Genomic DNA, 22,281 nt, shown 5'->3' with positions numbered 1-22,281 from the left:
ATATTGAATTTAGGAGAGTGTTTATGGATAACGAGTTGCGAGACGGATCCTCAATTCCATCTGATAGGATTAAGTTGTTACAGATTATTAAAAATGAAAAGCTTAGCAAGTTAATAAGATTTAGCTGGTGGGAAAGCAAAGAATCAATGGAACAATGTGAGATTGCACAAGATGAAGTGTTCTCTCTAACTGCTGGACCTCTACTGCTATATTTTGAATCAGGGTTAGTAATTGGAGCAGCTAGTGACCCTTCAAGAAATTCGGTTATTTTATGGGTTGAAAAAGATGATACCGGGTATATTAAAGACGAATCTATTGAAAATGACACTGATTTATATCCAATTGATGCTGAGGATAAAATATATAGTAGTCCTTATTGGATTCAAATAGTAGGGCAAAATATAAAAGAAATAAATATAATAAAGCGCGATCCCCAAAATGCTCTGTTTGAAGAATTACCAAATGAAGTTGGTCTAGAGATAGTAATGGAAAATGATATGAAATTTATATTGTCCCATGGATTACACGATGATTCAGACGATTTCTCTGTATTAACAACTTCACAATTAGAAGTAGATTTAATAGCGAGCCTAAAGTGGTTCGCCTGCTAATAATTTTTGTTTGTATTACGTGGTTTGGTGAGGCTGTTAATCACTTTGTGTAAACCTATTTACAACTCCAACAACAAGATCGTACAATACAAACCAAACACTAAACAATTCAAACACTTGATAAACTTTCAAAGCTCTTTCCCACTTGAACGATGAGTAGGAATGAGCTTTTTTTGTATGCCCAAATTCAAAGGAGGAAAAGGAAAATGGCGAAACAAGCACAAAAAGTAGATGAAACATTGTGTTTGATTGCACAGGCACAAGCAGAGTATCAGGCAATCGTAAAAGAAGTGAGAGGTTACTGTCAGAAAGCAAGAGCGTTACGGCAACAGGCGGACGAGTTAAGACGATCTGGTAGTACCGACCCTCAAGTAGCAGCAGAAATAAGCAAGCTACTAGAACAAGCTGACTATTATAACCATCTAGCAGACCAGAAGGACGGACATCCTAGACTGGAAATGCTTCGGCGCATAGATAGCTTGGAACGAGAAGCATCTGGATTAAGGGATACTGTACAGCACAACGAAAACGTATTAGCCCGTCAACAGATAGAACTGGATAAACGGAACGAGAAGCTGTGTTAATGGTACAACGAGCAAAGGAACAATTACAGGAAACGGAACAGCTATTGGAATCCCAACGAACAAAACTGGAAGAATTGGAGGGGAACAGAATTGAGTAGGAAGTTGATAAAAGGATTTAAACCACTAGAGGAGATTATTGAGTCGGCAAACGAGGAAGGAATCATTGAAATCGTAGATGACGAGGACATTATTGAATTGGTGAAGGAGGAATAGACGAATGGAACAACTAAGCCCCGAAGCATTGGAAGTACGCCGAGAATACAGAAGACAGTATGAGCGTGAGTATCGGCGCAGATGGAGACAGAAGCCGGAGAATCGTCTGAAAGCGAAGGAGTACGAGCGCAGATACTGGGAACGAAAGGTACAGCAATCCAAGGCATAACACATGCAGCCTGACGCTATTAGGCAGCACACCAATTCAATTGTACAACCAGGGGACAATTTACCGCAGCAGACACGAGACCACGAGAGCAACCAAATACGACAGTCGGAGGAAAGAACACAATGACGAAACATGAAGAATTCTTATGGGAACTGTTACTTCACGAGATTAATACGAAAGCAGAACTAACACGTATGTACTTTGACTGCTTTACGTTTATTGCTAAAACGGAACAGCTTGAGGAGTTTCAGTTGCATAAGAAACAGAGGGAAGATAGTAGGAGGAAAGTATTAGTAGAATCCTGCTTTACGGATGAACAAGAATATTGAACATGTAATGAAACACGGTTAGAGAATATCCTTACGTAGCAGAAAACAGATGGATAAACAGCTTGGAGGCAAGAAGTCCTCCCCCCGGTCGGGGAAACGATACCCCATGAAATGAGGTTAGGGGATATAAAAATGGAACAGAAACAATGCGGAGCCAAGACGAAAAGCGGTGAAGCTTGTAAAAAAGCGGCTCTAAAGAATGGACGTTGCAGGTTGCATGGTGGAAAATCTACTGGCCCGAAGGACAGGGCGAAGCATAGCGAACGTCTAAAAGGCAACAAAAACGCCTTGAAACATGGACTGTATGAAACGATCTGGCTAGATACGCTAACGGAGGAAGAGCAAGAGTTGTACTATCAGGTTCCAACCGACCCGAATGTACAGGTGGATAGCGAGTATCGGCTTTCAGCGTTACGGATACGGCGTATGCTAATGCGTATTCAGCAGGAGGAACAGAAGGACAAGCCTGACCCTGCTGAAATTAGAGAGATGGAAGATGCGATCATTAAAGTTCAGATGAATGTTGCGGCGCTGATTCGGGAGAACGACAAGCTCAGGGATATGCAGAAGCAGAAAAGCGACGGCTCGTTAGAGCAGTTGGTCGAAATACTGCAACAAGCTAGAAGCAAGTTTCAAGGATGAAGACAGGAGCAGACAGAGCACACGCTTTGTTTCGCTCCTTTTTTACTACCGCAGAAGGCGTGGCATCTAAAAATGAATGTAAAAATGTCTTACCACGATCACGGTTAACGAGCGGCAAAAAGGATAAAGAGGGTTGTAAATGCCTTCCGTAAGGTCGTATGGTGTTACAAAAAACAGGAGGCATTTACATGAAGGAAACGAAGGTCAAGAAATGGGTAGGCTATGTGCGTATCTCCTCGGACAGTCAGATGGAGAACACATCTATTAGTGAACAGGTAAGGCAGATTGAAGCGTTTTGCGTGAGTCAGGGCTGGCAACTGGCAGCGATCTTCAAGGACGAAGGGGTTAGCGGCAGCACAATAGAACGAGATGGTTATCAAGAGATGCTGCATTACATTCAGCAGCCCGAACATGAGGTTGGCGGGATTGTCGTGACGAAATCAGACCGTATCCATCGTCAATTGAATCATCTGCTGGACTTGATCGAAGAGGAATTGGAACCACAAGGCATGGCGTTCATTAGTGTGACGGAGCGAATGGATACCTCGACTCCGCAAGGGAAGATTTTCTTGCAAATGTTTGGCGGTTTTGCTGAGTTTGAACGTGCAACCATCAATGAACGTACCCGAAACGGACGAATCGCTACGGCTAGAAAGAATCAATACGCTGGCGGAGGTATTCCTTATGGCTACAGGCTGTGGAACGGAAACATTGAACTGGATAACCAGCAAGCCAGCACCGTAAAATACATCTTTCAGGAATATGTAGAAGGAACAAACCCTTATCGCATCGCCAAGTTGCTGAACAACGCTGGTATCCAAACCAAGACAGGAAAGGCTTGGAAGTCGTACAGGTACAAAACATTTTGAACAATGAGACGTACACAGGGTTCAACATGTACAACGGGCAAAAAGAGAAGAATGGCATTAGGCAGAAAGATGTGTTTCCTCGTATCATTAGCCGCCAGTTGTGGAACAAGGCAAGGCAGGTCAGCTAATTATTACGTAGACATTGGGAGGCTGGACAAATGAGCGAATTCAAAGAGCGAATGATGATGTGTTCAGAAGACTACGACGAAATGATTGATATGGCTCTGGCCATGAAGGACAAGGAATGGTTTGAGGAACTGGTCAAAAAGCAAAGGCGATTGCGGGAAATGGAGATCGAAGCGCGACGAGAGTTAGGCGTACTTGACTAGAGAACGGAAGGGATTTAACAGCAGACCCACGTGAAGCGGGCGATACGACGTTCTCTTGTGGGTGTACCACAAATGACACCGATAACGGGAGAAATAAACGTGAGTGAACCATCTCACAGGGTCATACGTTATTGTTGACTCCAAACAAAGCGTGTGTCATAATCTCCGTACAGTATTCGATTGTGGTTCAGGGGATACTGCTAACTTGGTAAACTTCAACTCTTAGAGCACTTGATTGTCTGTAATAGACGACAAGTGCTTTTTTGCGTTTAACAGTCAGAAACGGACAGCCCGATAATTACTTAATTAGTCGAGTAATTGTTACATTTTACAATCGCATGGAGCAAAAAATCGTATGAGAACGGGAGTGTAGCGTGTGATGAAGGCAAGTGTATCCATAGACAAATTTGTCATGGAGTATAAGGATGTGCCGCTTGGGGCTTATTACGGATTGATGAGAGACGCGGCGATGAACGGGTTTCAAATGAAGCCAACGTCCTATTGGGGCGACTACTGCTACGAGTTACATTTACGGAAAGAAAACGGGGCTTACCTACATGTATTTTACAAGAATTATAGGGAGACGGAGGGACATTTACATACTTTGCGGCTAGAGACTCGCCCCGAACATTACTTACATTTTCATGAGTTGCTGGAACCGATACGCAAGGTGGCAAGCAGGATAACTTTCGTTGGCTGTGATGTTGCTTATGATGTGAGTACTTCATTGGAAAATGTCATCGTCATCCCTACAGATATGCGGCGGGAGATGACTCATGAGGGAACAACGAGGTATTTCGGACTGCCCCACCAGCGCAAGACGAACGGATACTGCCGCATTTACGATAAGCGACTGGAGCGATGGGAGAAACAGAAGATCATGCTCGATCACGAATTAAGCCGCATTGAGATTGTATACAAACCAGACCAGAAATTATTACTGTCGGATGTGGGGAGGTATCCACCAGAGCAGAACGACAAGTATTTTGCGGCAGTGGTAACAGATTGGGATGTACTCCCTAGAAAAAGGGTGGAACAGATTCGCAACATGCGGGACGGAGCAGAGATGTATACGCAACGGATACGTAAAGGGGTAAAAGAAACCCTTGCAAACCCGTATCACGTAGATTTCAACAGGTTAGCAAGGGAACAATGGGTATCGCTAGTTGAAGTACCTTGTGTGGCAGTGCTGGGGGGTAGCGTAAACCGCAGTTTCAACAGCGATTGGTGTAACGATTTCGTATATACAGTATACGACCTTCCCACAGAGGAAAACGACAGGAAACATACAGGGTTGTGCAGATTTTGGAAAACATCGTATACTACGCATCACTGTTTACCTCTTGTGGAGGGAATGTCGAAAAATATTTCGTACGCTCCTTTAAAAACGTTGAAATTTTATTATATGTAGTCATACAGACGTTGAACGAATAGAAAATGGACTGGATAGCGTCCCGTTGCGGGTCACTTGTTGACTAACGCTTGAGCTGAGGTTGCCGATATTTTTTACCTTTCAACGTACTTCATAAACAGAGGTGATGCCTTGCATGCACTACAAACAGAAGCATATTTACATTGGAGTTGACCTGCACAAGAAAACCCATACGGCTGTAGTCATCAACTGCTGGAACGAGAAGCTGGGGGAAGTGACGTTTGAGAACAAGCCGTCCGCTTTTGAAGAACTGACCACGTATGTCAAGCAATTAAAGAAGCGAGGCATGACCCCTGTGTATGGGCTGGAAGATGTGGGCGGGTACGGCAGGGCATTAGCGGTGTACCTGCTGGAAAACAAACAGAAGGTGAAGGAGGTCAATTCTGCTCTGTCGTATGCCGAGCGCCAAAGTTACCCGACCACACAAAAAAGCGATAGCTGGGATGCGGAGTGTGTAGCAAGAATCTTGTTAAACAAGTTGGACATCTTACCCGCCGCAAACCCGCAAGACGTATACTGGACGATTGGTCAACTGGTGACGAGAAGGAATGGCTTGGTGAAGGGATTGATCTCCCTTAAAAACCAATTGCACACCCAACTCAGTTACCATTACCCCAGTTACAAAAAGTTCTTTAGCGACATCGACGGAAAATGTGCGCTGGCTTTTTGGGAGAAGTACCCTGCCCCACACGTACTAAACGGTGTCTCGGTCGAAGAATTTGCGGAGTCTTTACGGAAATCAAGTAACAATGCGTGTTCGACAAGGAAGGCAGAAGAAATACTGGCACTCGTGCATGCAGATGGAGACACAACCAGAAGCTATCAGGAACAACGAGACTTTCTAATCAAGAGCCATGTGCGGGACATACAGTTCAACAAGAAGGAAATCGAATATGTAGAAGGCGAACTGCAAGGTATGATGAAACGGCTAGACTACCAACTAGAAACGATGCCAGGCATAGATTTGGTAACGGCATCTTCTCTAGTGGCAGAAATAGGCGACATTAGCCGTTTTGCCAGCGCAGATAAACTGGCACGTTTTGCAGGGATAGCCCCTGTCAATTTCAGTTCCGGCGGCAAAGGTACGAACCAAAAAAGCAGACAGGGTAATCGGATACTTCATGGTTTGTTTTATAACCTAGCTGTCCAGCAGGTACAAGTTTCAAAAGGTAGCAAGAAACCACGTAATCCACTGTTTTACGAATACTTCAACCGCAAGAAAGAAGAAGGCAAAACACCAACGCAAGCATTGGTATGTGTGATGCGGAGACTAGTCAACATTATTTACGGCATGATGAAGCACAAGACAGCGTTTCGTCTCCCCGAACAAGTAGAAAAACAAGCGAGCTGACAGGTGGTATTGCTAGTATTCTAGCAACCACCGTTACTTTTCAATAGATTAGCTTTACAACATAGGGGACAAGTAAACCTGATTCAAATGTAAGCTATGGGAAAGTGTTTCCAACAAGAAAAATTGATTTAGATACAGAAGGGCACATTATTGAAAGGGTTAGAGAGTTAAGGAGCAAGCTTTCTAATAGACTTAAAGATGAACTTAATTTTGCATATTCAGAAGTAGACATAGAAGGAATGGACAAAAAGGAATTTTATGCACATAGTAGTTTAAATGGAGATAACAAGGCAAAAGACTATGCTGATTATTCGTTAAAGCCAACTAAACCAAAGTATGAGGCTACCCTTGCACCAGACAGGGGTGGGAATATAAGAAAAAGAGATAATGATACGGAGTATAAAATTCTAAATGATTTAGCTGCCAGACTAGATAAATTAAAGGAGCCTTCAAAAACCCGTGGTAAAATAAAATTATTCACTGAAATAGATACGTGTGCAAGTTGTAGCAGGATTATTGAGCGATTTCACAAAGATTATCCAAATATTGTTATTGAAGTAATTCATAACGGCGATGAATTAGTGGATCCTTAACATAACTAAAAAGGAGATAGATATATGAGACGAAATTATGAAGCTTTATTTGGTGCGTTTTATGAGAGATATTTTGATTTTAAAAGCGAGAAGATGAGTGATGCTGAAGCACTTGCCTGCACATCTGATGCATATTTTGGTGTACAAAGTAGAGGTGAAATGGAGAAGGCAGTAGTAAACATAGCAGAAGGAAAGATCTATTTAACACATTCCAAAATATTTGTTAAAGCAAAAGAGAAAATAGTTGAGGCATTAAATTCACTAGATTTACAGAAACTTCAACTTGAAACAACTCCAGATGAGTATAAGGACATATTGGAGCGCAGAGATATGGTACTAGATGAAATTGATAATATCACAGTGGATTATAGCCCATACACAAGATGGCACTACTATGAAATGGAAAAAGAAGTAAAGAATTACTTTTGGATAATTGTTAATGAAGTGAAAGATAAAAATGGAATTATAGAGAAAGTATTGGAGCGATTTGAACGTGAATGTACAAATACGCTGAGTGAAAATATTGTTGTTAAAACTACGCTTGTAGAGTTATTACTTAGATATGATATTAAGGAAAATGAACAATTTGTAGAAATCAGAAAGGAACTGGAACAGTTCGATGTAAATGAAATAGGTGAACAATTAACAGAAGATGAGAAGATAGACTTGTCCATCCGAATTAAAGAAGTGTTGAGTAAGCTTTAGCGAAGACGAATAGTCTAAGGTTATTTACAACTCCAACAACAAGATCGTACAACCAACAAACCAAATACTAAAAAATTTGATAAACATACTTGATTAACTTTCAAAAGCTCTTTCCACCTGAATCATGAGTAGGAATGAGCTTTTTTGTCATACAGGAGCAAATATGGAGTGCGTTTGAGCAAGATGTAGCGGCCAACGGGATTCTTGCGGTCATGGCGAAACGAACCTTGGATAACCAGATCGCCGAGGTGGAAGGGAAGTTTGCGGCCTTTGGGGATACGTTGGCTGGTTTGTGGGGCGCGGCGGTAGACGCGGGCGACCTGGTTGTGACAGGTGTTTTGGGAGGCGATGACGCCCAAAGCTTGTATGAGTTTGTGAGCGGCTCCGAAGTCGGTTCGCTGACCGAGAGGAACAACTTGGCCAAAGGAGCGGTGGAAGTCGCTACCAACACAGCCGAATATGTAGAGAACGTGGCTTCAGGCAAAAAATCATGGCAGGACGTAGCCCAAGATGCAGGCGACGCAGCCGTCTCGATCGGGACAGGATTATACAACGATTACATCGACCCTTTTGTGAAAGACGAGAAGTACAAACAGGATAATTTGCACGGCGGTCTGTGGACCCGCTCGGTCGAAGAAAGCTACGCAAAAGGGCAAAATGAATTTAAGAAAGACATGGTCGTAGCGGAAGCCGTACTGACGGTGTATAGCGGTGGAATGGGCACAGCAGCATTAAAAGGCGGCAAATCGGTGGCGAAGTTGGATGTGGACTCGCCGCATGGTTCCAAAAAGCCGCACGCTAATAGTGATTCGGACGGCGGAAAGGGAAGAGGCGGACCCCTGCACGGCTCCGGCAAAAATGACATGTTGGAAGGCGTGCCCCTCAAGGACGGGAAGCTCAAGACGAAGGCCAAGCTGCTGGATGATGTGTTAAAAGAGCTGAGCGAAACGATTGCGAAGTTCCTCGAAAAGATGAGCGAGCAGTTAAACGGAAGACTGGTCGTGATGGAAGATGCGATGACGGGTCAACGCTTTTTCTTCTGGGAGAAAGGGGAGGGCTATTCCTTTTCGAAAGATCGGACAGGGCAAGGCGGGTCGCATAGTTCGGGGACATCAAAGGGGCATGACGGTAAAGTTACGGATACGGATGTTCCCAGCAAGAATACGTCGCCAAAAGGAGGAAAGGCGAGCGGAGACCTCGGGCATTCTCATCATGATGAGCCAGTTACTGATAAGAAGGGTAATGATGCTAATAAAAATCAGCCTTATGAGAAGGAAAAGGCAGGGGCTGAGGGGACGGGTTATACTGGAGGAAGAACTCAAAAGGAATTGGATGATTTGGCAGGTGATCCTTCACATGGGGGAAGAATTGAGGAACAGGGGATAAAAGAGAGAGAAATAGGGTTGGATTTAGAAAGCCAAGGCAAGTTAGGAAGAATTATAAGGGATCCAAAGGCAGATAAGGGGTCTGAATTTATTGATGAAACCACTGGTCAAAAATGGGATATAAAGAGTTTTGAATCTTACCCCAATGGTCATACTTCACCTAAAAAGGGTGCCTTTACAGTTAATAATGCAATGAAGAAAATATACAAGGAATTTGAACGAGGACATAATGTAATAATTGACAAGCGAAATCTGACTCCAGAGCATGTCGAACAATTAAAAGATGCAATCCAAAAGGAGGGAATATCAGACAGGATAATTTGGTACCCCTAAAAGGAGGAACACACTATGAACGAACATAGAGATGAGAAACTAATTCAGTCTTTAAAATCACATAAAATCTGGATTGAAACAGTTGGTCGAGAGGGGAAAAAGTTAGCGGTCGATGAAGTGGATTTTCGAGATATAGATTTAGCAGATTACCCTCTAGATCAAGCCTATATAACTGCGTGTGTATTTAATGGAATGAACTTGGTAAAAAAGGATATGTATGCCTCAGTGGTTTGTTCCTCTACTTTTGAAGATGCAAATCTAGAAAGTGCTGATTTTTATAAGGCAGACGTCTCTTATGCAAATTTTACGAATGCGAATTTGCAAAACGCACGATTTGCTAGAAGCGATTGTATTGAAACTATATTTAACAAAGCTGATTTGAGAAATGCGAAATTAGTAGGGGCACTTTTTGATCAAGTAGATTTCCGCAATGCGAACCTCCAAAATACTGATGTAAGCACCTCAACATTTGAAGAAGTATTGCTTCAAGCAGCACAACTAGAAGGTATGCGTGGATTAGAAGAGGCTTTCATTAAGAGTATCAATATCGGTACTCCAGAACAACCTATCATTCTTAAAGGCGAAGATGCTAGACAGTGGCTCATAATCAATTCCACAGATAACTCTAAGTAATTGGCCTCAAAAAGCATTAACTCTAACGCGCATCAAGCACCGTCCGTTAAGCTGGAGAGAGATAACGAAACCAAGCAATTCAAGTTCTCATGCTAGTGCGAAGAATAAACCGAATCGGTAAGTCTTCCAGATAGTATGATAAGATGCGGTATTCTAATCGAATGCACTCGGGAGTTACCGTTAAATTCTAGGCTTTCTTTTTATTCATGGGTTATTCAGATGTGACAAATTCAAGATTCAAAAATCGCCCTATGCTTCTGTATGTCTGGTGTGATTCCTGCCTGTAGAGTGTCTAACCTATTAGGGAAAACATCTCGAAGGGAGAAATCATCCATGAATCATCCAGTCAAAGAATGCATTCAGAAGCTAGGGCTAACACATCGAGCGTTTGTTGTCCTGTATGACATCTCATGGGGAGGGTTTCGTAGTTGCTTGTATGGCTACACCGATTCCATCCCCCGCGCCATCCTGAACGTCATGGTACAGCATGGCTACGATGAACAGGACGTACAGCGTCAATATCTCGTATGGCGGAAATGGAGAGTTGAGCAAGAGCTACACGCCCCCGTCGCCGCGATGAAAGGGAGGGCTAACGCATGAAAAGACTGCCGTTAGATACAGTCCTAACCCTGATGCGGCGGGAAAATGTGCTCGGTTATGGCTCTGATATGGACGAACTTGCCCTCATCTTTGCCAAGCATGTTACTGGACTGTCAACACCAAACTAGACAGATTTCTTAAGTGCTTTCTGTTTGTAAACGAGTGGACTCAAATACCCCAATGTCGAGTGAATTCTTGTTTCGTTAAACCATTTCACGTATGCCCCTAGTTCCTGCTTCAACTGTGCGAGTGACCCAAATCTTCGATTCTTGACAAACTCCGTTTTAATCAGCTTAAAAGTTGCTTCTGCGACTGCATTGTCATAGGGGCAGCCTTTCATGCTTAATGAGCGCTTGATGTTGAATGTACGGATGACGTCACCAATCGTACGATTGGTAAACTCACTGCCTCGATCCGTGTGAAAGAGCTGAATTTGACGTAGGTCTCCTTTTACGCTTGCAAAAGCTTGGTAGACGAGCGCAGCATCTTTACTGGTTCCACAACTATACCCAATAATCTCCCGATTGAATAAGTCCACGAGCAGACAGATGTAGTGCCATTTGTTTGCGACTCGGACATACGTCAAATCACTCACAACCGCCTCGAGTGGTTCATCTTTTGTAAACTTGCGGTTCAGTTCATTCTGGATTGGTGAATCGTTACACGGTGACTTATGCGGTTTATACTGGGAAACCGTATACACCGATACAAGACCATTCTTTTTCATCAAGCGTCCAATCCGCCGTCTGGAAACGATCCATCCTTCTTTTTGTAGGGTTGCCTTGATCTTTCTGGTTCCATACACGCGCTGATTCTCATCAAAAATATGGATGATTGCTTGCTCCACCTCATCATCGATAGATGGCTGCTGGCTACTTTCATAATAGTAGGTACTCCGATTCACCTTGAGGATGGTGCACATGGCAGACACGGGGTATTTATGTGCATTGTGCCGGATCACTGTTATTTTCGTCCGAAGATCAGCGCTGCTTGCTTTAAAATATCGTTCTCCATCTTCAACCGTTGATTTTCCTTACGCAACGCCATGAGTTCATTTTGTTCCTCTGTTCGGTTGTCCTTTTCTTTGAAGCAACCTGTGGTTCTACTCTGTTTGACCCAACGGTCAAACGCAGATGCACTCAGATCATATTCTCTCAAAATATCTGCACGTGGTTTGCCATTTTCATAAAGCTGAATCATCTGCTGTTTGAATTGATCTGTAAATGACCGACGCTCACGTTTCCCCACGACATTCTCTCCGTTCCATGTCGATTTGATTTCAATCTACTAGACCCTAAGAGAATTGTCCAATTCAGTGTAGCCGATCCATACAGACACTCTGTCGCAGGAGCAAGCTGAACTAAGCCTAGCTCACTACCTCGCCAAATCAACACATAAGGATGTCGTTCATCGGAATCAAGTCTTAGCAAAAGTTGCTCGGTTCCTTAATCAATATGATTGGCGGCTATCCGACGATCATATTGACTACTATCGTAAATACTTGCCGTTGTTTGGCTAACCTATCCCCCGCCGTTGTGAGGGGTTTCTTTTTGCTGTTTTATTGGGGTTTACAAAAAAATGGGGGCGGGGCGTTAGAGGTTATTTCACGATCACAATCATCTACATATCTATTCATTATTCAATGATTTCTGATTCGTGTTTTCTGATTCCTGCTGTCTATTCTGATGGTAGATGTCCATCCTCTGAGCTTCTTCTATTTCTGTTATTCTATCCTCTAGTTCTATCTTACTCATATCCTTATTCCTATTATCTTATTCTTACGGTGTCAGCGTTCATTTCAGTCTCACCCCCCGCCCGCTCCGCAGGCGGGGAGTTCACCTGTGTGAAGGGAGGACAACAGAGCGTTCCCCCTCTTGCGAGGGAGAACGACTAGGCTGTGTGAAGTTGAGGTATCCCGAGCCTACGAGACATCTGGCGCACCCAGGTGTAGTTTTACTGCGCGGATAGTCGGAACTATCACTCTGTCAAGGTTCCCTGTCCTTTCGGACACTACGACGGAAAATCTGGGGAAGTTGCCTAACAAGAATCATTTGTAGGACTTAGCTAACACAGTCGAAAAAAGACACATGTTAGCCAATCCTCCTTTAACGAGTTGACTAACATCGGCTGATGAATGCCGAGACATTTTTTAACGTGTTCTTCTGCGACCACGGGTAGAGCTTCAATATTCAATTCAATGATCTTAATAGACCTGCTACTTTCTCTATACGACATGGCAAGGAGAGAGTTAAGTGAACCGCATCAATTATTTTTAAAAAACTTCCCGTAGGAATCACGCCGCCCCTGCGCCCGCGAGGGGGGCTTCTTCTTTTCCTAGACACTGGGGGGGTTCTTCGTTGCCCTGTCCTGATTCCCCGTAACGATTAAAAATATATATTCATTCTGCTTCTAACCCCCTTTACATTCCTTCCGTCATATGATTCTGTATTCCCCACAGCAAGTTGATTTCGCCCTTTGACAACCGCATATAGAAGCCTGTGAACTGCCCCGCCGCCCGCCTGCTCGATGTATGCGGAATGCGCGGCTGGGGTTTGCTGATTCCGAAGGCGTTACGAAAACTGGAATTTCCGAAACGGGGTGAACGAATGAAGGATTGGTCACGGACACAAACCCAACTGACAGAGCAGGAAATCACGCTTATGCGGAGAGTGGAAACCTGCGAGGCGTATCTGACTTTCATCTTTGCATACACGGAGCAAGAAGGGCACAACTACCATCTTGTAGCCATCGAAGAGATTGTGAAAGCTGTTTGCGCTCTCCAATGCGAATGGCTGGCGGATTTATGCCATATCAGGCTGGAAAAAGCGTTTATCACCAATCGACTACAGCAGGAAAGGGGGATAGAGGGATGAAAACACGAGTTGTCGGCTATGTCCGTGTATCTACACAGGGACAAGTCAAAGACGGATACTCCCTTGGTTATCAGGTGGAAGAGATTCAGCGTTACTGTGCCCGCCACAACCTTGAATTGCTGGACATCTACAAGGATGAAGGCATATCGGGGGCAAAGGTGGATGAGGAACAGCTAACCATAGAGCGGGAGGGCTTGCAAGAAATGCTGTCTGACCTGAAATGGCGAGACGTGAAATATATCGTTGTCCTGAACACCAGCCGCCTTTGGAGGGCAGACATTGTGAAAGTGCTGATTCAGCGGGAGCTAAAGCGGCATAAAGTCGATGTAAAAGCCATTGAACAGCCCCAATACAGCATTTATGCCCATGACCCGAACGATTTTCTCGTAAACGGCATGATGGAGTTATTAGACCAATACCAACGGTTGGAAATCGCCTTGAAGCTAAGCCGAGGACGGCGCAAGAAGGCACAGGAAGGTGGCTATGCGGGCGGCAGAGTGGCATATGGCTATTCAGCCGTCAAAGGACAAAAGACGCTCTCCATCGACCCTGTACAGGCTGAGACGGTGCGTAGGCTGTTCGAGATCAGGTTGGAGCACCCGTCTTGGTCGCTGTCTCAAATCGCCGCAGAACTGAATCAAGCGGGCTACAGAACGGTTCAAGGCAAGCCCTTCACGAAGGTACAAGTCAAGCGCATCCTAGACCGTGAGGATTTCTATCGGGGGATGTACCGCTATGGGCAGATTGAAGCGAAAGGCTTGCATCAGCCGATCATTTCCTAGTCCCCGCCGCGGCATTTAACGGCGGTGTATCCGTATCGTATAGAGCAAGTAGGAAAGAACGAATCATTTAACAACTCCAGAAAAGAATGGACAGGCTTGCGTCCCAATGCGGGTCATACGAATGACTAACGCTCGAGCTGAGGTTGCCGACATTCTTTTCTATCCTTATAAATTCGTAGATCGAGGTGATGCCTTTTGAGCCAACATTACAAACAAAAGCATATTTATGTGGGGGTTGACCTGCACAAGCATACGCATACCGCCGTGATCGTCAACTGCTGGAACGAGAAGTTAGGCGAAATCCAGTTCGAGAACAAACCCGCCGTCTTCGAGGAACTGCTCACCTATGTAAAGAAGTTCTGCAAAAGAGGCATGACCCCGATCTATGGATTGGAGGACGTGGGCGGCTATGGGCGGGCATTAGCCGTGTTCCTCGTAGAGAACAAGCAGAAGGTGAAGGAAGTCAATTCGGCATTGTCCTATGCGGAACGAAAGAGCTATCCAACTACGCAGAAAAGCGATAGCTGGGATGCGGAATGTGTAGCAAAGATAGTAGTGAACAAGCTGGACATCCTGCCCGATGCCAACCCGCAAGACATCTACTGGACAATCGGGCAACTTGTGGCTAGACGAAATGCGCTGATTAAGGCGCATATCTCCCTCAAGAACCAGCTTCACATGCAACTGTCCCATCACTATCCGAGCTATAAGAAGTTTTTTAGCGATATTGACGGGAAATGTGCCTTGGAGTTTTGGCATACCTACCCCGCCCCGCCCCATCTAAAAGGCGTGAGCTTGGAGGATTTGCGGAAAGTATTACTGAAATTGAGCTATAACACCTGCTCTACTAAGAAGGCGGAGGAAATCTTGGCATTGGTGGCGGTAGATGGGGAGACGAAACGGGAGTACCAAGAAACAAGGGATTTTCTCATCAAGAGCCATGTGAGAGACATCCGTTTCAAGAAAGAGGAAATCCAAGCGGTAGAGGGCGAACTGCACCGCATGATGAAGCAGTTGGGCTACCAGTTGGAGACGATGCCAGGCATTGACCTTGTAACGGCATCGGCTCTAGTTGCTGAGATCGGAGACATTAACCGATTTTCCACCCCTGACAAGCTGGCTCGGTTCGCGGGGGTAGCTCCCGTGAAATTCAGTTCGGGAGGGAAGGGCAAGGAGCAGAAGAGCAAGCAGGGCAACCGCACCCTGCACGGCATCTTCTATAACCTTGCTGTCCAGCAGGTACAAGTCTCCAAAGGAAGCAAGCTCCCCCGTAACCCCGCCTTTCTTGCTTATTACGAACGTAAGCAGGCAGAAGGCAAGACGAAAGGGCAGGCGTTAGTCTGCATCATGCGGCGGCTGGTTAACATCATCTATGGCATGATGAAGAACAAGACTCCATACATCGCCCCGCCTCTCGCTGAACAAGTTGCCTAATGATAGAATGGTGGTAGTTGGAAAATTTGGATACCACCATCCTTTTAGCGGGATTTAGCTTTACAACTTAGGGGACGGGTGAAGCTGTTGTAGAACATGGATCAACACCACTTGAATATAGGTACGCACTTGATCCGAATACGGACCAGTTAATTAATTTTAAGTGGCTAGAAACAAGGAAAGTTGATCCTGTTGCCGATGCTTATATTATTGATAGAGTAAGTGAACTGAAAAGTCGTTTATCTAAAACAGTATTAAAAAAGGGAGGAAACTTTGGATACGCTGAAGTAGACATTCCGACTGTAAATCAAAGAGAGTTTTATGCCTCCAGTCAAGTTGATTTTTCATCAGGGAATCCGAACTTAAATGGTTTTTCTTTCTTACCAGATGATCCTGTGTTTAATGATACAAAAGCACCAGATAATAAGGGAAGTGTTTTTGAAAGACTAGAAGATTCAGAATACAAAATAATGAATGATTTAGCCCAAAAGATTGGATATAATCCTAATGCTACAGGGAAAGTGAAGATATTTACCGAAAGAGATACATGCGCAAGCTGTAACAATATAATCGGTAAATTTAAAGAAAGATATCCGAGAATTGAAATTGAGGTAATTCATAATAGTGGCAATTTAGTGCCTCCTAAAGAACTTCCGAAACCCGAAAAATAAATTAAAAGGTGGTAATTTTGGAATGAGTTTGAAGTGGGAATACGAGGAGTTATTTGAATCTTTTATGGAAGATTATTTTTCATATAAAAACGCAAATATGAGTGATTCTGAATCACTTGCTAGAACATACAATGTGTATGAAGCAATCCAAAATCAAGGAGAGATGGAGAAGGCAATTATCCACATTATATATGGAGAATTGTTACTAAAGCAATCAAAGGTACTAGTTACTGCTAAAGAAACAACAAAAAAAGATTTACTTTCACTAGATTTAAATAAGCTAAAAAACGTAGTAACAGATGAGCAATTTAAGGATTTACTTATCCGTAGAGATAGAATCTTACAAGAAATAGATACAAAGCCATTGGATTATTATCCTGTAGTAAGATGGTATTATTTTGAAATGACAAATAACGTTAGGGAGTATTTTCAAAATCAAAATTTTGAAGCATGTAGTGGAGAAGATATTGTTAATAATGTCTTGGAACGATTTAAGAGGGATAGTAGAAATACGTCAAGTGAAAACATAACTGTCAAAACAACTTTAGCTGAATTATTATTACTAAATAATATACGAGCAAATGAAAATATTAGGATTATAAAAAGTGAATTAGAGAAGTTCGATTTGAATGATATTGGGGAACAATTATCGGAAGATGAGAAGAGAGACCTATCTAGTCGAATTAAGGATGTGTTGAGTAAACTATAGTCAAGATATTTGTATGGAGTTATACAACAACAAAAAGATAATGCAATAGAACCGACTAAGCCACAATGCGAGATAGCCGAACGTATCGTGGTCTTTTATCCTATTGCGGTTTGTTGATGGGTAGACCCCACCCAGTGCCGAATGAGTAGGGCAGATGAATCTAAGTAGACTTAACTCAAGTTGTATTCGAATAAAGATTTTTTCATTTTATTTGTACGCACATCAATGCTTTGGCTTTATACCCTAAAAAGTGCTATTCCGATACATTAAACAGGTGACAGGTCAATTATGGTCAGATACCACCATGATTGATCTGTTTTTTGTTAGCTTCGTTTTCTCGCAGTTTTTTGAATTCAATCGTAACTGTACGGTATGTCGCCCTATTAGAGAGGATGAGAAACTAACCAATCGCACCTTTAAGGATGTGTAGCACGACAATTAATAGTAGTGGGGGCTACATCGAAAATATTTTTGATTTTATCAGCAACTGAATGGCAAGTTATCGCGATTGTTACTGTGAAGAAATGAATCTGGTGACGACCAGTTGACATATAACAGGTAAGGTAACGTGTAGGCTAGCCGCCTTCCTAACTTCATAGCCGCTCCGAGGCGGAACTAAATTGCGAGAAGGAAGGTAAAGGGAATGAAGGATTTTGTTCAAATTCAGAATTGTCAAGCCGCTAATGAGTAAATGGACAAGGTAAGTCAAGAGAGTCAGTTCACATCACAGCATAAAGGGTTTACAAAAGTGCCGCATAAAATCCATCGGTGCTACGGCTTAACACATTATGAGAAGCTGATTCTGATTGACCTAATCGCTTATATGAGCGACAAACGTCAATGCTATCCGACCATCGAAATGATTGCCCGAAATGTCGGATGCAGTTCAAAGTCAGTAGAACGCCATATCAAGGAATTGGCAGACAAGAAGATGATTCTGGTCAGTCAGGGTAAGAACAACACGTATTTCCTGCCAAATTATCTGCATTGCCACCCATATCTGCTTATGTCAGAAAAGACTCATGAGTTTATTAGGAGTATACGGAAGCAGGTAAACGAGCGAGAGTTGACGCTTTGGATTCAGGGAATGGTCAAGCGTGACGAATACAAGTCGTATAAGAAGGTTTTTTAAACGAGTACGTTGAGAGACGAGATTATATGGCGGTTATCTATTCAGATGAATACGATGTAGGGGATGAAGGGTATTTTGGTGAAAATTGCATTTTGTTTTATTATGGTGTAGATGATACTTATGATATTGTCAGTTATAAAGAACTATATGATTACTTGCAGGTAGCATGTAATTTCTATATTGAAAAGAACGAAGACAAAAAAGATGAAGTTAACGAATATTTATTGAGAATTAAAGAGAAATATAGTATTTAAGAATAATGGGTAGAATCCAGATTTTTTTGTAAGCCTATTTACAACCTCAACAACAAGATCATACAATACAACCAATAAACCAAGCATTAAACCATTCAGACACTAATAAACGATCAAAAGCTCATTCCCACTTGAATCATGAGTAGGAATGAGCTTTTTTGTCATCCAAGAGCATATATGGAGCAGGTATGAGTGGGATGTAGCGGCAAACGAGACTCTCGCGGTCATGGCGAAACGAACCTTGGATAACAGATCGCAGAGGTGGAAGGGAAATTTGCTGCTTTTGGGGATACGTTGGCTGGTTTGTGGGGCGCGGCGGTAGACGCGGGCGACCTGGTTGTGACGGGGGTTTTGGGAGGCGATGACGCCCAGCCCAAAGCTTGCATGAGTTTGTGAGCGGCTCCGAAGTCGGTTCGCTGACCGAGAGGAACAATCTGGCCAAAGGAGCGGTGGAAGTCGCCACCAACACAGCCGAATATGTAGAGAAAGTGGCTTCGGGCAAAAAATCATGGCAGGACGTAGCCCAAGATGCAGGCGACGCAGCCGTCTCGATCGGGACAGGATTATACAACGATTACATCGACCCTTTTGTAAAAGACGAGAAGTACAAACAGGATAATTTGCACGGCGGTCTGTGGACCCGCTCGGTCGATGAAAGTTACGTAAAAGGGCAAAACGAGTTCAAAAAAGACATGGTCGTAGCGGAAGCCGTGCTGACGGTGTATAGCGTTGGAATGGGCACAGCAGCATTAAAAGGCGGCAAATCGGTGGCGAAGTTGGATGTGGACGCGCCGCATGGTTCTAAAAAGCCGCACGCTAATAGTGATTCGGACGGCGGAAAGGGAAGAGGCGGACCCCTGCACGGCTCCGGCAAAAATGACCTGCTGGAAGGCACGCCCCTCAAGGACGGGAAGCTCAAGACGAAGGCCAAGCTATTCGCTAGAGCTCCAACTTGACAAAAATCGTGAGCGTTAATGACAAAAGCGAAAAAACAACCGATAAAAAACAGCCAACCCGCCAAGAAACTGGCGTTTTTTTGCGCCCGACTCTCGTAAATTCCTAAAATCTGGAGACAAATTTGCCGTTAACAAGGAGAGAGAAGCAACTTTTTCCAAGTGGAAAAAACAAAGGCAAAAATCAGCAAACAGAGGAAGTGACCCCATGGAGTTCGAATTTCACGTCACACTTGACGACGTCGCTATAGAAGACAAAGCAGCGTTTATCGGCATCTGCCAAGCGCAGCAAGTAAAACCGCTGATGATTGTCCTCGACAAAGGGAATTACATCCACCAGCCGATGATGACGGGGGTGATCCAGCGCCCGGACTTTCAGGCGGCCAAGAGCGAGATGGACAGGATTGCCGCTGTGTTTCAGGAGGGCGGATTTACGGTTGTCCGTAAAAAAGTAGAGATTTCGCCAAAAGAAACGGCCTATTTTCACGCGCCGATTACAGAGCGATTCAAGCCGTATTTTGAATGGCATGGAAAAGTGGAGATCGAGGATGTCGACGGACTGAAACAACTGTGCAAGCCGTCCGGTGGACATCTCTCTCGAAACTCGCTCAATCCGAACGGAAAAGTCAGGTTTGTGACGGTTCGGGAGTACGAGAGCGAAGCGCAGTTTTACGAGCGGGTCAAGCAGATTCATATTGCTTTGCAGGAAAAGCAAATCGCGCTTGTAAAAGAACAATTCGAGTTGTGCATTTACGACAGCAGAGAGGAACTGGACAGCGGCTGGATTTCGTAGGGCGCAGGAAAGGAAGGGGATAGCACTATGAACGGGAATGAAAAGCTGCATCTAAACTTGAGCAGCCTGGATGAGGATACCAGGGAACTTGTCGTGTTGGAAGCGTTGCTAAAAAGAATGGCTTTGGTGAACATGCCGTTTGTCTTGAAGGGCAGCTTGCTGACACGGCAGTATTTGGCGAATCCGGACATGCGGGACGTGGATGACATCGATTTTTTGTACGCGGGGAAAATTCGCGATGCAGAGCATGCGCACGAGACGTTTACAAGCGCATTAATCCGGGCGACAGAGATGGATTTGCAAGATGGCATCGTGTTCAGGAGCTTCCGCGAGAACGCCTTTTGGCGAAGGATCGACTATGCGATGGCGGACGATTTTCCGACTGTGAATACCGATATCGCCTACTATTTTGCGGGAGAAAAGCGCGAAGCCAATCGGTATCACGAGCTGTATCTGGACATTTCCTTTCACCTCGACATGCAGCTTGCGCCTGTCTCACTGGAGTACCAGCCTGTGCTGGGCGACAGCTTCTGCGTACCGTACACGGTGCCGCTGTCGATCCAGGTGGCGTGGAAGCTGCATCAGACGATCGTGCGCCCGCGATTTAAAGACCTCTACGATTTGAACTACTTGCTGGCTCATCCAGCGTACGATGAACAGGCGTTGGCGGAGACGTTGCAGGCTTTAGTGGACGAATGCAGGCTTGAGCCATCGATTGCGAAGCACGATATGCAAAAAGTATTGGTGCATGATCTAGCAGATCTGTATCCTTTGCTGATCAATGATTACGAGCTGAGAAAGTATGCAGGAGGCAACAACCAGAAGCTGTTCTACATGGAGTTTGCCCAAGAGCTGCGCAAAACGATGAATCTGGCGGGCATCAACAAAGCTGCTTTTGCAAATTTGCCAAGCCCGAGCACGCCCACATAATATGTCAAAAGAACCTTGAGCGGCGTTGTCCGCCAAGGTTCTTTTTGTCGCTGCTTTCTCGCTCCGTTGTTTATACGAGCTTCGCTTTTTTTACGTGCTTTCTCAGCATCAGATGGCCAAAGTAAGCGCCGAGCAGTCCGCCGACCAAAGAGATCGAGCACATGAGCAAGATCATTTTAGGCGTATCGAAATAGTAAAGCATGTTTTCAATAGCCGCCGCCGAGTACGTTTTTTTCAAAATCGCCATGTACGAGTCGCGGAAGAAAATAAGCGGAACGACTCCGCACAAGGAATAGCCGACATAAAAAATTCCGTAAGCGATGGCATTGCGAGCGGAATGGACGGAAACATCTTTTTTCCAGAGGATCAGTTCCCCGATCAGCCCGATGACAGCGAGTGTCAGCATGTAGTTGGCATAGCCGAAACCGACGAAGTACAGACCCGTAATGATCGCGGTGAGAAACAGCGCTCCCGGTTTTCTGATTTTGTTGGACATGACCATGTAAAACGGGCCGTTGAGCAAGCCGGTAAGACCGCCGACCAAAAGGGGCGAAATAACCGAGACGGCGGGACAAAAAGTCATGATGATGAGCATGATGACGTTGAAAATAGCCAAGGTAATAAAGTCGCGCATGGTCCATCTATTCGGGACAGCCAGCGTTTGAGCTTGCATGTAGCATCCTTCCTCTTCTTCAAAATGGTGTCCGTCGGCGAGTTGGCCAGACGGATGAGACAAGCGAGTTCAATCTCCTCCTTTTCCCAAAATCCCCATCCAACAAAGCATGGTCACAAGGTATGTCGATGTCACGGAAGTATGAAAAAGTACAAGACACTGATAATGATAATTGTTATCAGATTAAAAAGAAAGCTAAAATTTCTATTTTTTGGGACGTTTTTTCTCAAATATCGCCAATAATCTCCTTTTTTTTCCTTTTTTCTCGTCCGCAGTTAAAATTTCTAGTTCGTTTGGCA

At 44.3% G+C, this 22,281-nt stretch carries 25 protein-coding genes and 2 pseudogenes; 25 read left to right on the top strand and 2 right to left on the bottom strand.

Translation table 11 applies throughout. From position 1 onward, the window contains the following. The first annotated feature begins 23 nt into the window (after positions 1–23). The 15 genes and pseudogenes from HP435_RS21480 to HP435_RS29140 all read left to right on the top strand — a co-directional run bounded on the left by HP435_RS21480 (position 24) and on the right by HP435_RS29140 (position 10,906). Positions 24–611, top strand: a complete 588-nt coding sequence (locus tag HP435_RS21480; RefSeq protein ID WP_229049732.1) for a hypothetical protein — start codon at positions 24–26, stop codon at positions 609–611. A 206-nt stretch (positions 612–817) separates the two neighbouring features. Next, a complete protein-coding gene (locus HP435_RS21475) occupies positions 818–1,195 on the top strand; it encodes a hypothetical protein (protein ID WP_229049731.1) in 378 nt (125 codons plus the stop codon). Between the two features lie 90 nt (positions 1,196–1,285). Next, the gene (locus tag HP435_RS29145) at positions 1,286–1,408 is read left to right on the top strand and encodes a hypothetical protein (RefSeq protein ID WP_255679142.1); all 123 of its coding nucleotides are present in this window, start codon (positions 1,286–1,288) and stop codon (positions 1,406–1,408) included. Between the two features lie 4 nt (positions 1,409–1,412). After that, positions 1,413–1,577: a hypothetical protein gene (locus HP435_RS21470; protein WP_173600182.1), complete on the top strand. Its 165-nt coding sequence runs from the start codon at positions 1,413–1,415 to the stop codon at positions 1,575–1,577. Positions 1,578–1,699: 122 nt separating this feature from the next. After that, positions 1,700–1,906: a hypothetical protein gene (locus tag HP435_RS21465; protein WP_173600183.1), complete on the top strand. Its 207-nt coding sequence runs from the start codon at positions 1,700–1,702 to the stop codon at positions 1,904–1,906. Positions 1,907–2,038: 132 nt separating this feature from the next. Then, positions 2,039–2,548, top strand: coding sequence for an HGGxSTG domain-containing protein (locus HP435_RS21460; protein WP_173600184.1), 510 nt, complete (start codon positions 2,039–2,041; stop codon positions 2,546–2,548). A 158-nt stretch (positions 2,549–2,706) separates the two neighbouring features. Continuing rightward, positions 2,707–3,545 (top strand): annotated as a pseudogene (locus HP435_RS21455) (recombinase family protein). Between the two features lie 30 nt (positions 3,546–3,575). After that, positions 3,576–3,746, top strand: a complete 171-nt coding sequence (locus HP435_RS21445; protein ID WP_173600185.1) for an IDEAL domain-containing protein — start codon at positions 3,576–3,578, stop codon at positions 3,744–3,746. A 379-nt stretch (positions 3,747–4,125) separates the two neighbouring features. Continuing rightward, positions 4,126–5,157, top strand: coding sequence for a replication initiation protein (locus tag HP435_RS21440; RefSeq protein WP_173600186.1), 1,032 nt, complete (start codon positions 4,126–4,128; stop codon positions 5,155–5,157). A gap of 136 nt (positions 5,158–5,293) precedes the next feature. Continuing rightward, entirely contained in the window at positions 5,294–6,529 is a 1,236-nt protein-coding gene (locus HP435_RS21435) for an IS110 family RNA-guided transposase (protein ID WP_173600187.1), read from the top strand. 104 nt (positions 6,530–6,633) lie between these two features. After that, on the top strand, positions 6,634–7,122 hold the full coding sequence (locus HP435_RS21430; RefSeq protein ID WP_141254300.1) for a deaminase domain-containing protein: 489 nt from the start codon (positions 6,634–6,636) through the stop codon (positions 7,120–7,122). Positions 7,123–7,146: 24 nt separating this feature from the next. Continuing rightward, the gene (locus HP435_RS21425) at positions 7,147–7,827 is read left to right on the top strand and encodes an Imm3 family immunity protein (protein ID WP_122965907.1); all 681 of its coding nucleotides are present in this window, start codon (positions 7,147–7,149) and stop codon (positions 7,825–7,827) included. Positions 7,828–7,961: 134 nt separating this feature from the next. Continuing rightward, positions 7,962–9,545, top strand: a complete 1,584-nt coding sequence (locus HP435_RS21420) for a hypothetical protein (protein WP_173600188.1) — start codon at positions 7,962–7,964, stop codon at positions 9,543–9,545. A gap of 15 nt (positions 9,546–9,560) precedes the next feature. Continuing rightward, positions 9,561–10,178 carry a pentapeptide repeat-containing protein gene (locus HP435_RS21415; RefSeq protein ID WP_173600189.1) on the top strand — a complete coding sequence of 206 codons (618 nt, stop codon included), beginning with the start codon at positions 9,561–9,563 and terminating at the stop codon, positions 10,176–10,178. Between the two features lie 596 nt (positions 10,179–10,774). Then, entirely contained in the window at positions 10,775–10,906 is a 132-nt protein-coding gene (locus HP435_RS29140; RefSeq protein WP_255679140.1) for a hypothetical protein, read from the top strand. On the opposite strand, the gene HP435_RS21410 is transcribed toward HP435_RS29140, so the two are convergent. Next, positions 10,903–12,026 (bottom strand): IS3 family transposase gene (locus tag HP435_RS21410; protein WP_229049837.1). Its coding sequence is split into 2 segments (ribosomal slippage): positions 10,903–11,777 and positions 11,777–12,026, totalling 1,125 coding nucleotides; the frame shifts between segments, so codons are not numbered across the junction. The genes HP435_RS29140 and HP435_RS21410 overlap by 4 nt on opposite strands. Before the next feature lie 1,358 nt (positions 12,027–13,384). Between HP435_RS21410 and HP435_RS21405 the strand changes: the two genes are divergently transcribed. The 10 genes and pseudogenes from HP435_RS21405 (at position 13,385) to HP435_RS21360 (ending at position 21,309) form a co-directional block, all read left to right on the top strand. Further along, a complete protein-coding gene (locus tag HP435_RS21405) occupies positions 13,385–13,651 on the top strand; it encodes a hypothetical protein (protein ID WP_173599895.1) in 267 nt (88 codons plus the stop codon). Continuing rightward, on the top strand, positions 13,648–14,433 hold the full coding sequence (locus HP435_RS21400; protein ID WP_173599896.1) for a recombinase family protein: 786 nt from the start codon (positions 13,648–13,650) through the stop codon (positions 14,431–14,433). The genes HP435_RS21405 and HP435_RS21400 overlap by 4 nt, the downstream gene beginning before the upstream one ends. A 195-nt stretch (positions 14,434–14,628) precedes the next feature. Further along, the gene (locus HP435_RS21395; RefSeq protein ID WP_173599897.1) at positions 14,629–15,867 is read left to right on the top strand and encodes an IS110 family RNA-guided transposase; all 1,239 of its coding nucleotides are present in this window, start codon (positions 14,629–14,631) and stop codon (positions 15,865–15,867) included. Positions 15,868–16,019: 152 nt separating this feature from the next. Then, the gene (locus tag HP435_RS21390; protein ID WP_173599914.1) at positions 16,020–16,538 is read left to right on the top strand and encodes a deaminase domain-containing protein; all 519 of its coding nucleotides are present in this window, start codon (positions 16,020–16,022) and stop codon (positions 16,536–16,538) included. A 22-nt stretch (positions 16,539–16,560) separates the two neighbouring features. Next, on the top strand, positions 16,561–17,247 hold the full coding sequence (locus tag HP435_RS21385) for an Imm3 family immunity protein (protein ID WP_122966788.1): 687 nt from the start codon (positions 16,561–16,563) through the stop codon (positions 17,245–17,247). A 691-nt stretch (positions 17,248–17,938) separates the two neighbouring features. Next, entirely contained in the window at positions 17,939–18,379 is a 441-nt protein-coding gene (locus HP435_RS21380) for a helix-turn-helix domain-containing protein (RefSeq protein ID WP_141254290.1), read from the top strand. 5 nt (positions 18,380–18,384) lie between these two features. Further along, positions 18,385–18,633: pseudogene (cdiI, locus tag HP435_RS21375) on the top strand (ribonuclease toxin immunity protein CdiI); the annotation flags it as partial. Between the two features lie 392 nt (positions 18,634–19,025). Beyond that, on the top strand, positions 19,026–19,589 hold the full coding sequence (locus HP435_RS21370; protein ID WP_173599898.1) for a hypothetical protein: 564 nt from the start codon (positions 19,026–19,028) through the stop codon (positions 19,587–19,589). Between the two features lie 205 nt (positions 19,590–19,794). After that, a complete protein-coding gene (locus tag HP435_RS21365) occupies positions 19,795–20,379 on the top strand; it encodes a hypothetical protein (RefSeq protein WP_173599899.1) in 585 nt (194 codons plus the stop codon). 27 nt (positions 20,380–20,406) lie between these two features. Further along, a complete protein-coding gene (locus HP435_RS21360; RefSeq protein ID WP_173599900.1) occupies positions 20,407–21,309 on the top strand; it encodes a nucleotidyl transferase AbiEii/AbiGii toxin family protein in 903 nt (300 codons plus the stop codon). A gap of 70 nt (positions 21,310–21,379) precedes the next feature. Here the strand turns inward: HP435_RS21360 and HP435_RS21355 are convergent, their stop codons facing one another. Continuing rightward, positions 21,380–21,982, bottom strand: a complete 603-nt coding sequence (locus HP435_RS21355) for an MptD family putative ECF transporter S component (protein WP_063227909.1) — start codon at positions 21,980–21,982, stop codon at positions 21,380–21,382. Between the last annotated feature and the right edge of the window lie 299 nt (positions 21,983–22,281).

The sequence above is a fragment of the Brevibacillus sp. HD3.3A genome, assembly GCF_013284375.2.
GTDB lineage: Bacteria > Bacillota > Bacilli > Brevibacillales > Brevibacillaceae > Brevibacillus > Brevibacillus parabrevis.
This window is presented reverse-complemented; position numbering and strand designations above follow the sequence as displayed.

Bases quoted from the DNA above. Each gene is read 5' to 3' on its own strand.
- HP435_RS21440 (WP_173600186.1), top strand. From the start codon at position 4,126: ATGAAGGCAAGTGTATCCATAGACAAATTTGTCATGGAGTATAAGGAT.
- HP435_RS21380 (WP_141254290.1), top strand. From the start codon at position 17,939: ATGGACAAGGTAAGTCAAGAGAGTCAGTTCACATCACAGCATAAAGGG.
- HP435_RS21405 (WP_173599895.1), top strand. From the start codon at position 13,385: ATGAAGGATTGGTCACGGACACAAACCCAACTGACAGAGCAGGAAATC.
- HP435_RS21385 (WP_122966788.1), top strand. From the start codon at position 16,561: ATGAGTTTGAAGTGGGAATACGAGGAGTTATTTGAATCTTTTATGGAA.
- HP435_RS21435 (WP_173600187.1), top strand. From the start codon at position 5,294: ATGCACTACAAACAGAAGCATATTTACATTGGAGTTGACCTGCACAAG.
- HP435_RS21355 (WP_063227909.1), bottom strand. From the start codon at position 21,982: ATGCAAGCTCAAACGCTGGCTGTCCCGAATAGATGGACCATGCGCGAC.
- HP435_RS21445 (WP_173600185.1), top strand. From the start codon at position 3,576: ATGAGCGAATTCAAAGAGCGAATGATGATGTGTTCAGAAGACTACGAC.
- HP435_RS21365 (WP_173599899.1), top strand. From the start codon at position 19,795: ATGGAGTTCGAATTTCACGTCACACTTGACGACGTCGCTATAGAAGAC.
- HP435_RS21475 (WP_229049731.1), top strand. From the start codon at position 818: ATGGCGAAACAAGCACAAAAAGTAGATGAAACATTGTGTTTGATTGCA.
- HP435_RS29140 (WP_255679140.1), top strand. From the start codon at position 10,775: ATGAAAAGACTGCCGTTAGATACAGTCCTAACCCTGATGCGGCGGGAA.
- HP435_RS21420 (WP_173600188.1), top strand. From the start codon at position 7,962: ATGAGCTTTTTTGTCATACAGGAGCAAATATGGAGTGCGTTTGAGCAA.
- HP435_RS21415 (WP_173600189.1), top strand. From the start codon at position 9,561: ATGAACGAACATAGAGATGAGAAACTAATTCAGTCTTTAAAATCACAT.
- HP435_RS21470 (WP_173600182.1), top strand. From the start codon at position 1,413: ATGGAACAACTAAGCCCCGAAGCATTGGAAGTACGCCGAGAATACAGA.
- HP435_RS21465 (WP_173600183.1), top strand. From the start codon at position 1,700: ATGACGAAACATGAAGAATTCTTATGGGAACTGTTACTTCACGAGATT.
- HP435_RS21480 (WP_229049732.1), top strand. From the start codon at position 24: ATGGATAACGAGTTGCGAGACGGATCCTCAATTCCATCTGATAGGATT.
- HP435_RS21425 (WP_122965907.1), top strand. From the start codon at position 7,147: ATGAGACGAAATTATGAAGCTTTATTTGGTGCGTTTTATGAGAGATAT.
- HP435_RS21360 (WP_173599900.1), top strand. From the start codon at position 20,407: ATGAACGGGAATGAAAAGCTGCATCTAAACTTGAGCAGCCTGGATGAG.
- HP435_RS21400 (WP_173599896.1), top strand. From the start codon at position 13,648: ATGAAAACACGAGTTGTCGGCTATGTCCGTGTATCTACACAGGGACAA.
- HP435_RS21460 (WP_173600184.1), top strand. From the start codon at position 2,039: ATGGAACAGAAACAATGCGGAGCCAAGACGAAAAGCGGTGAAGCTTGT.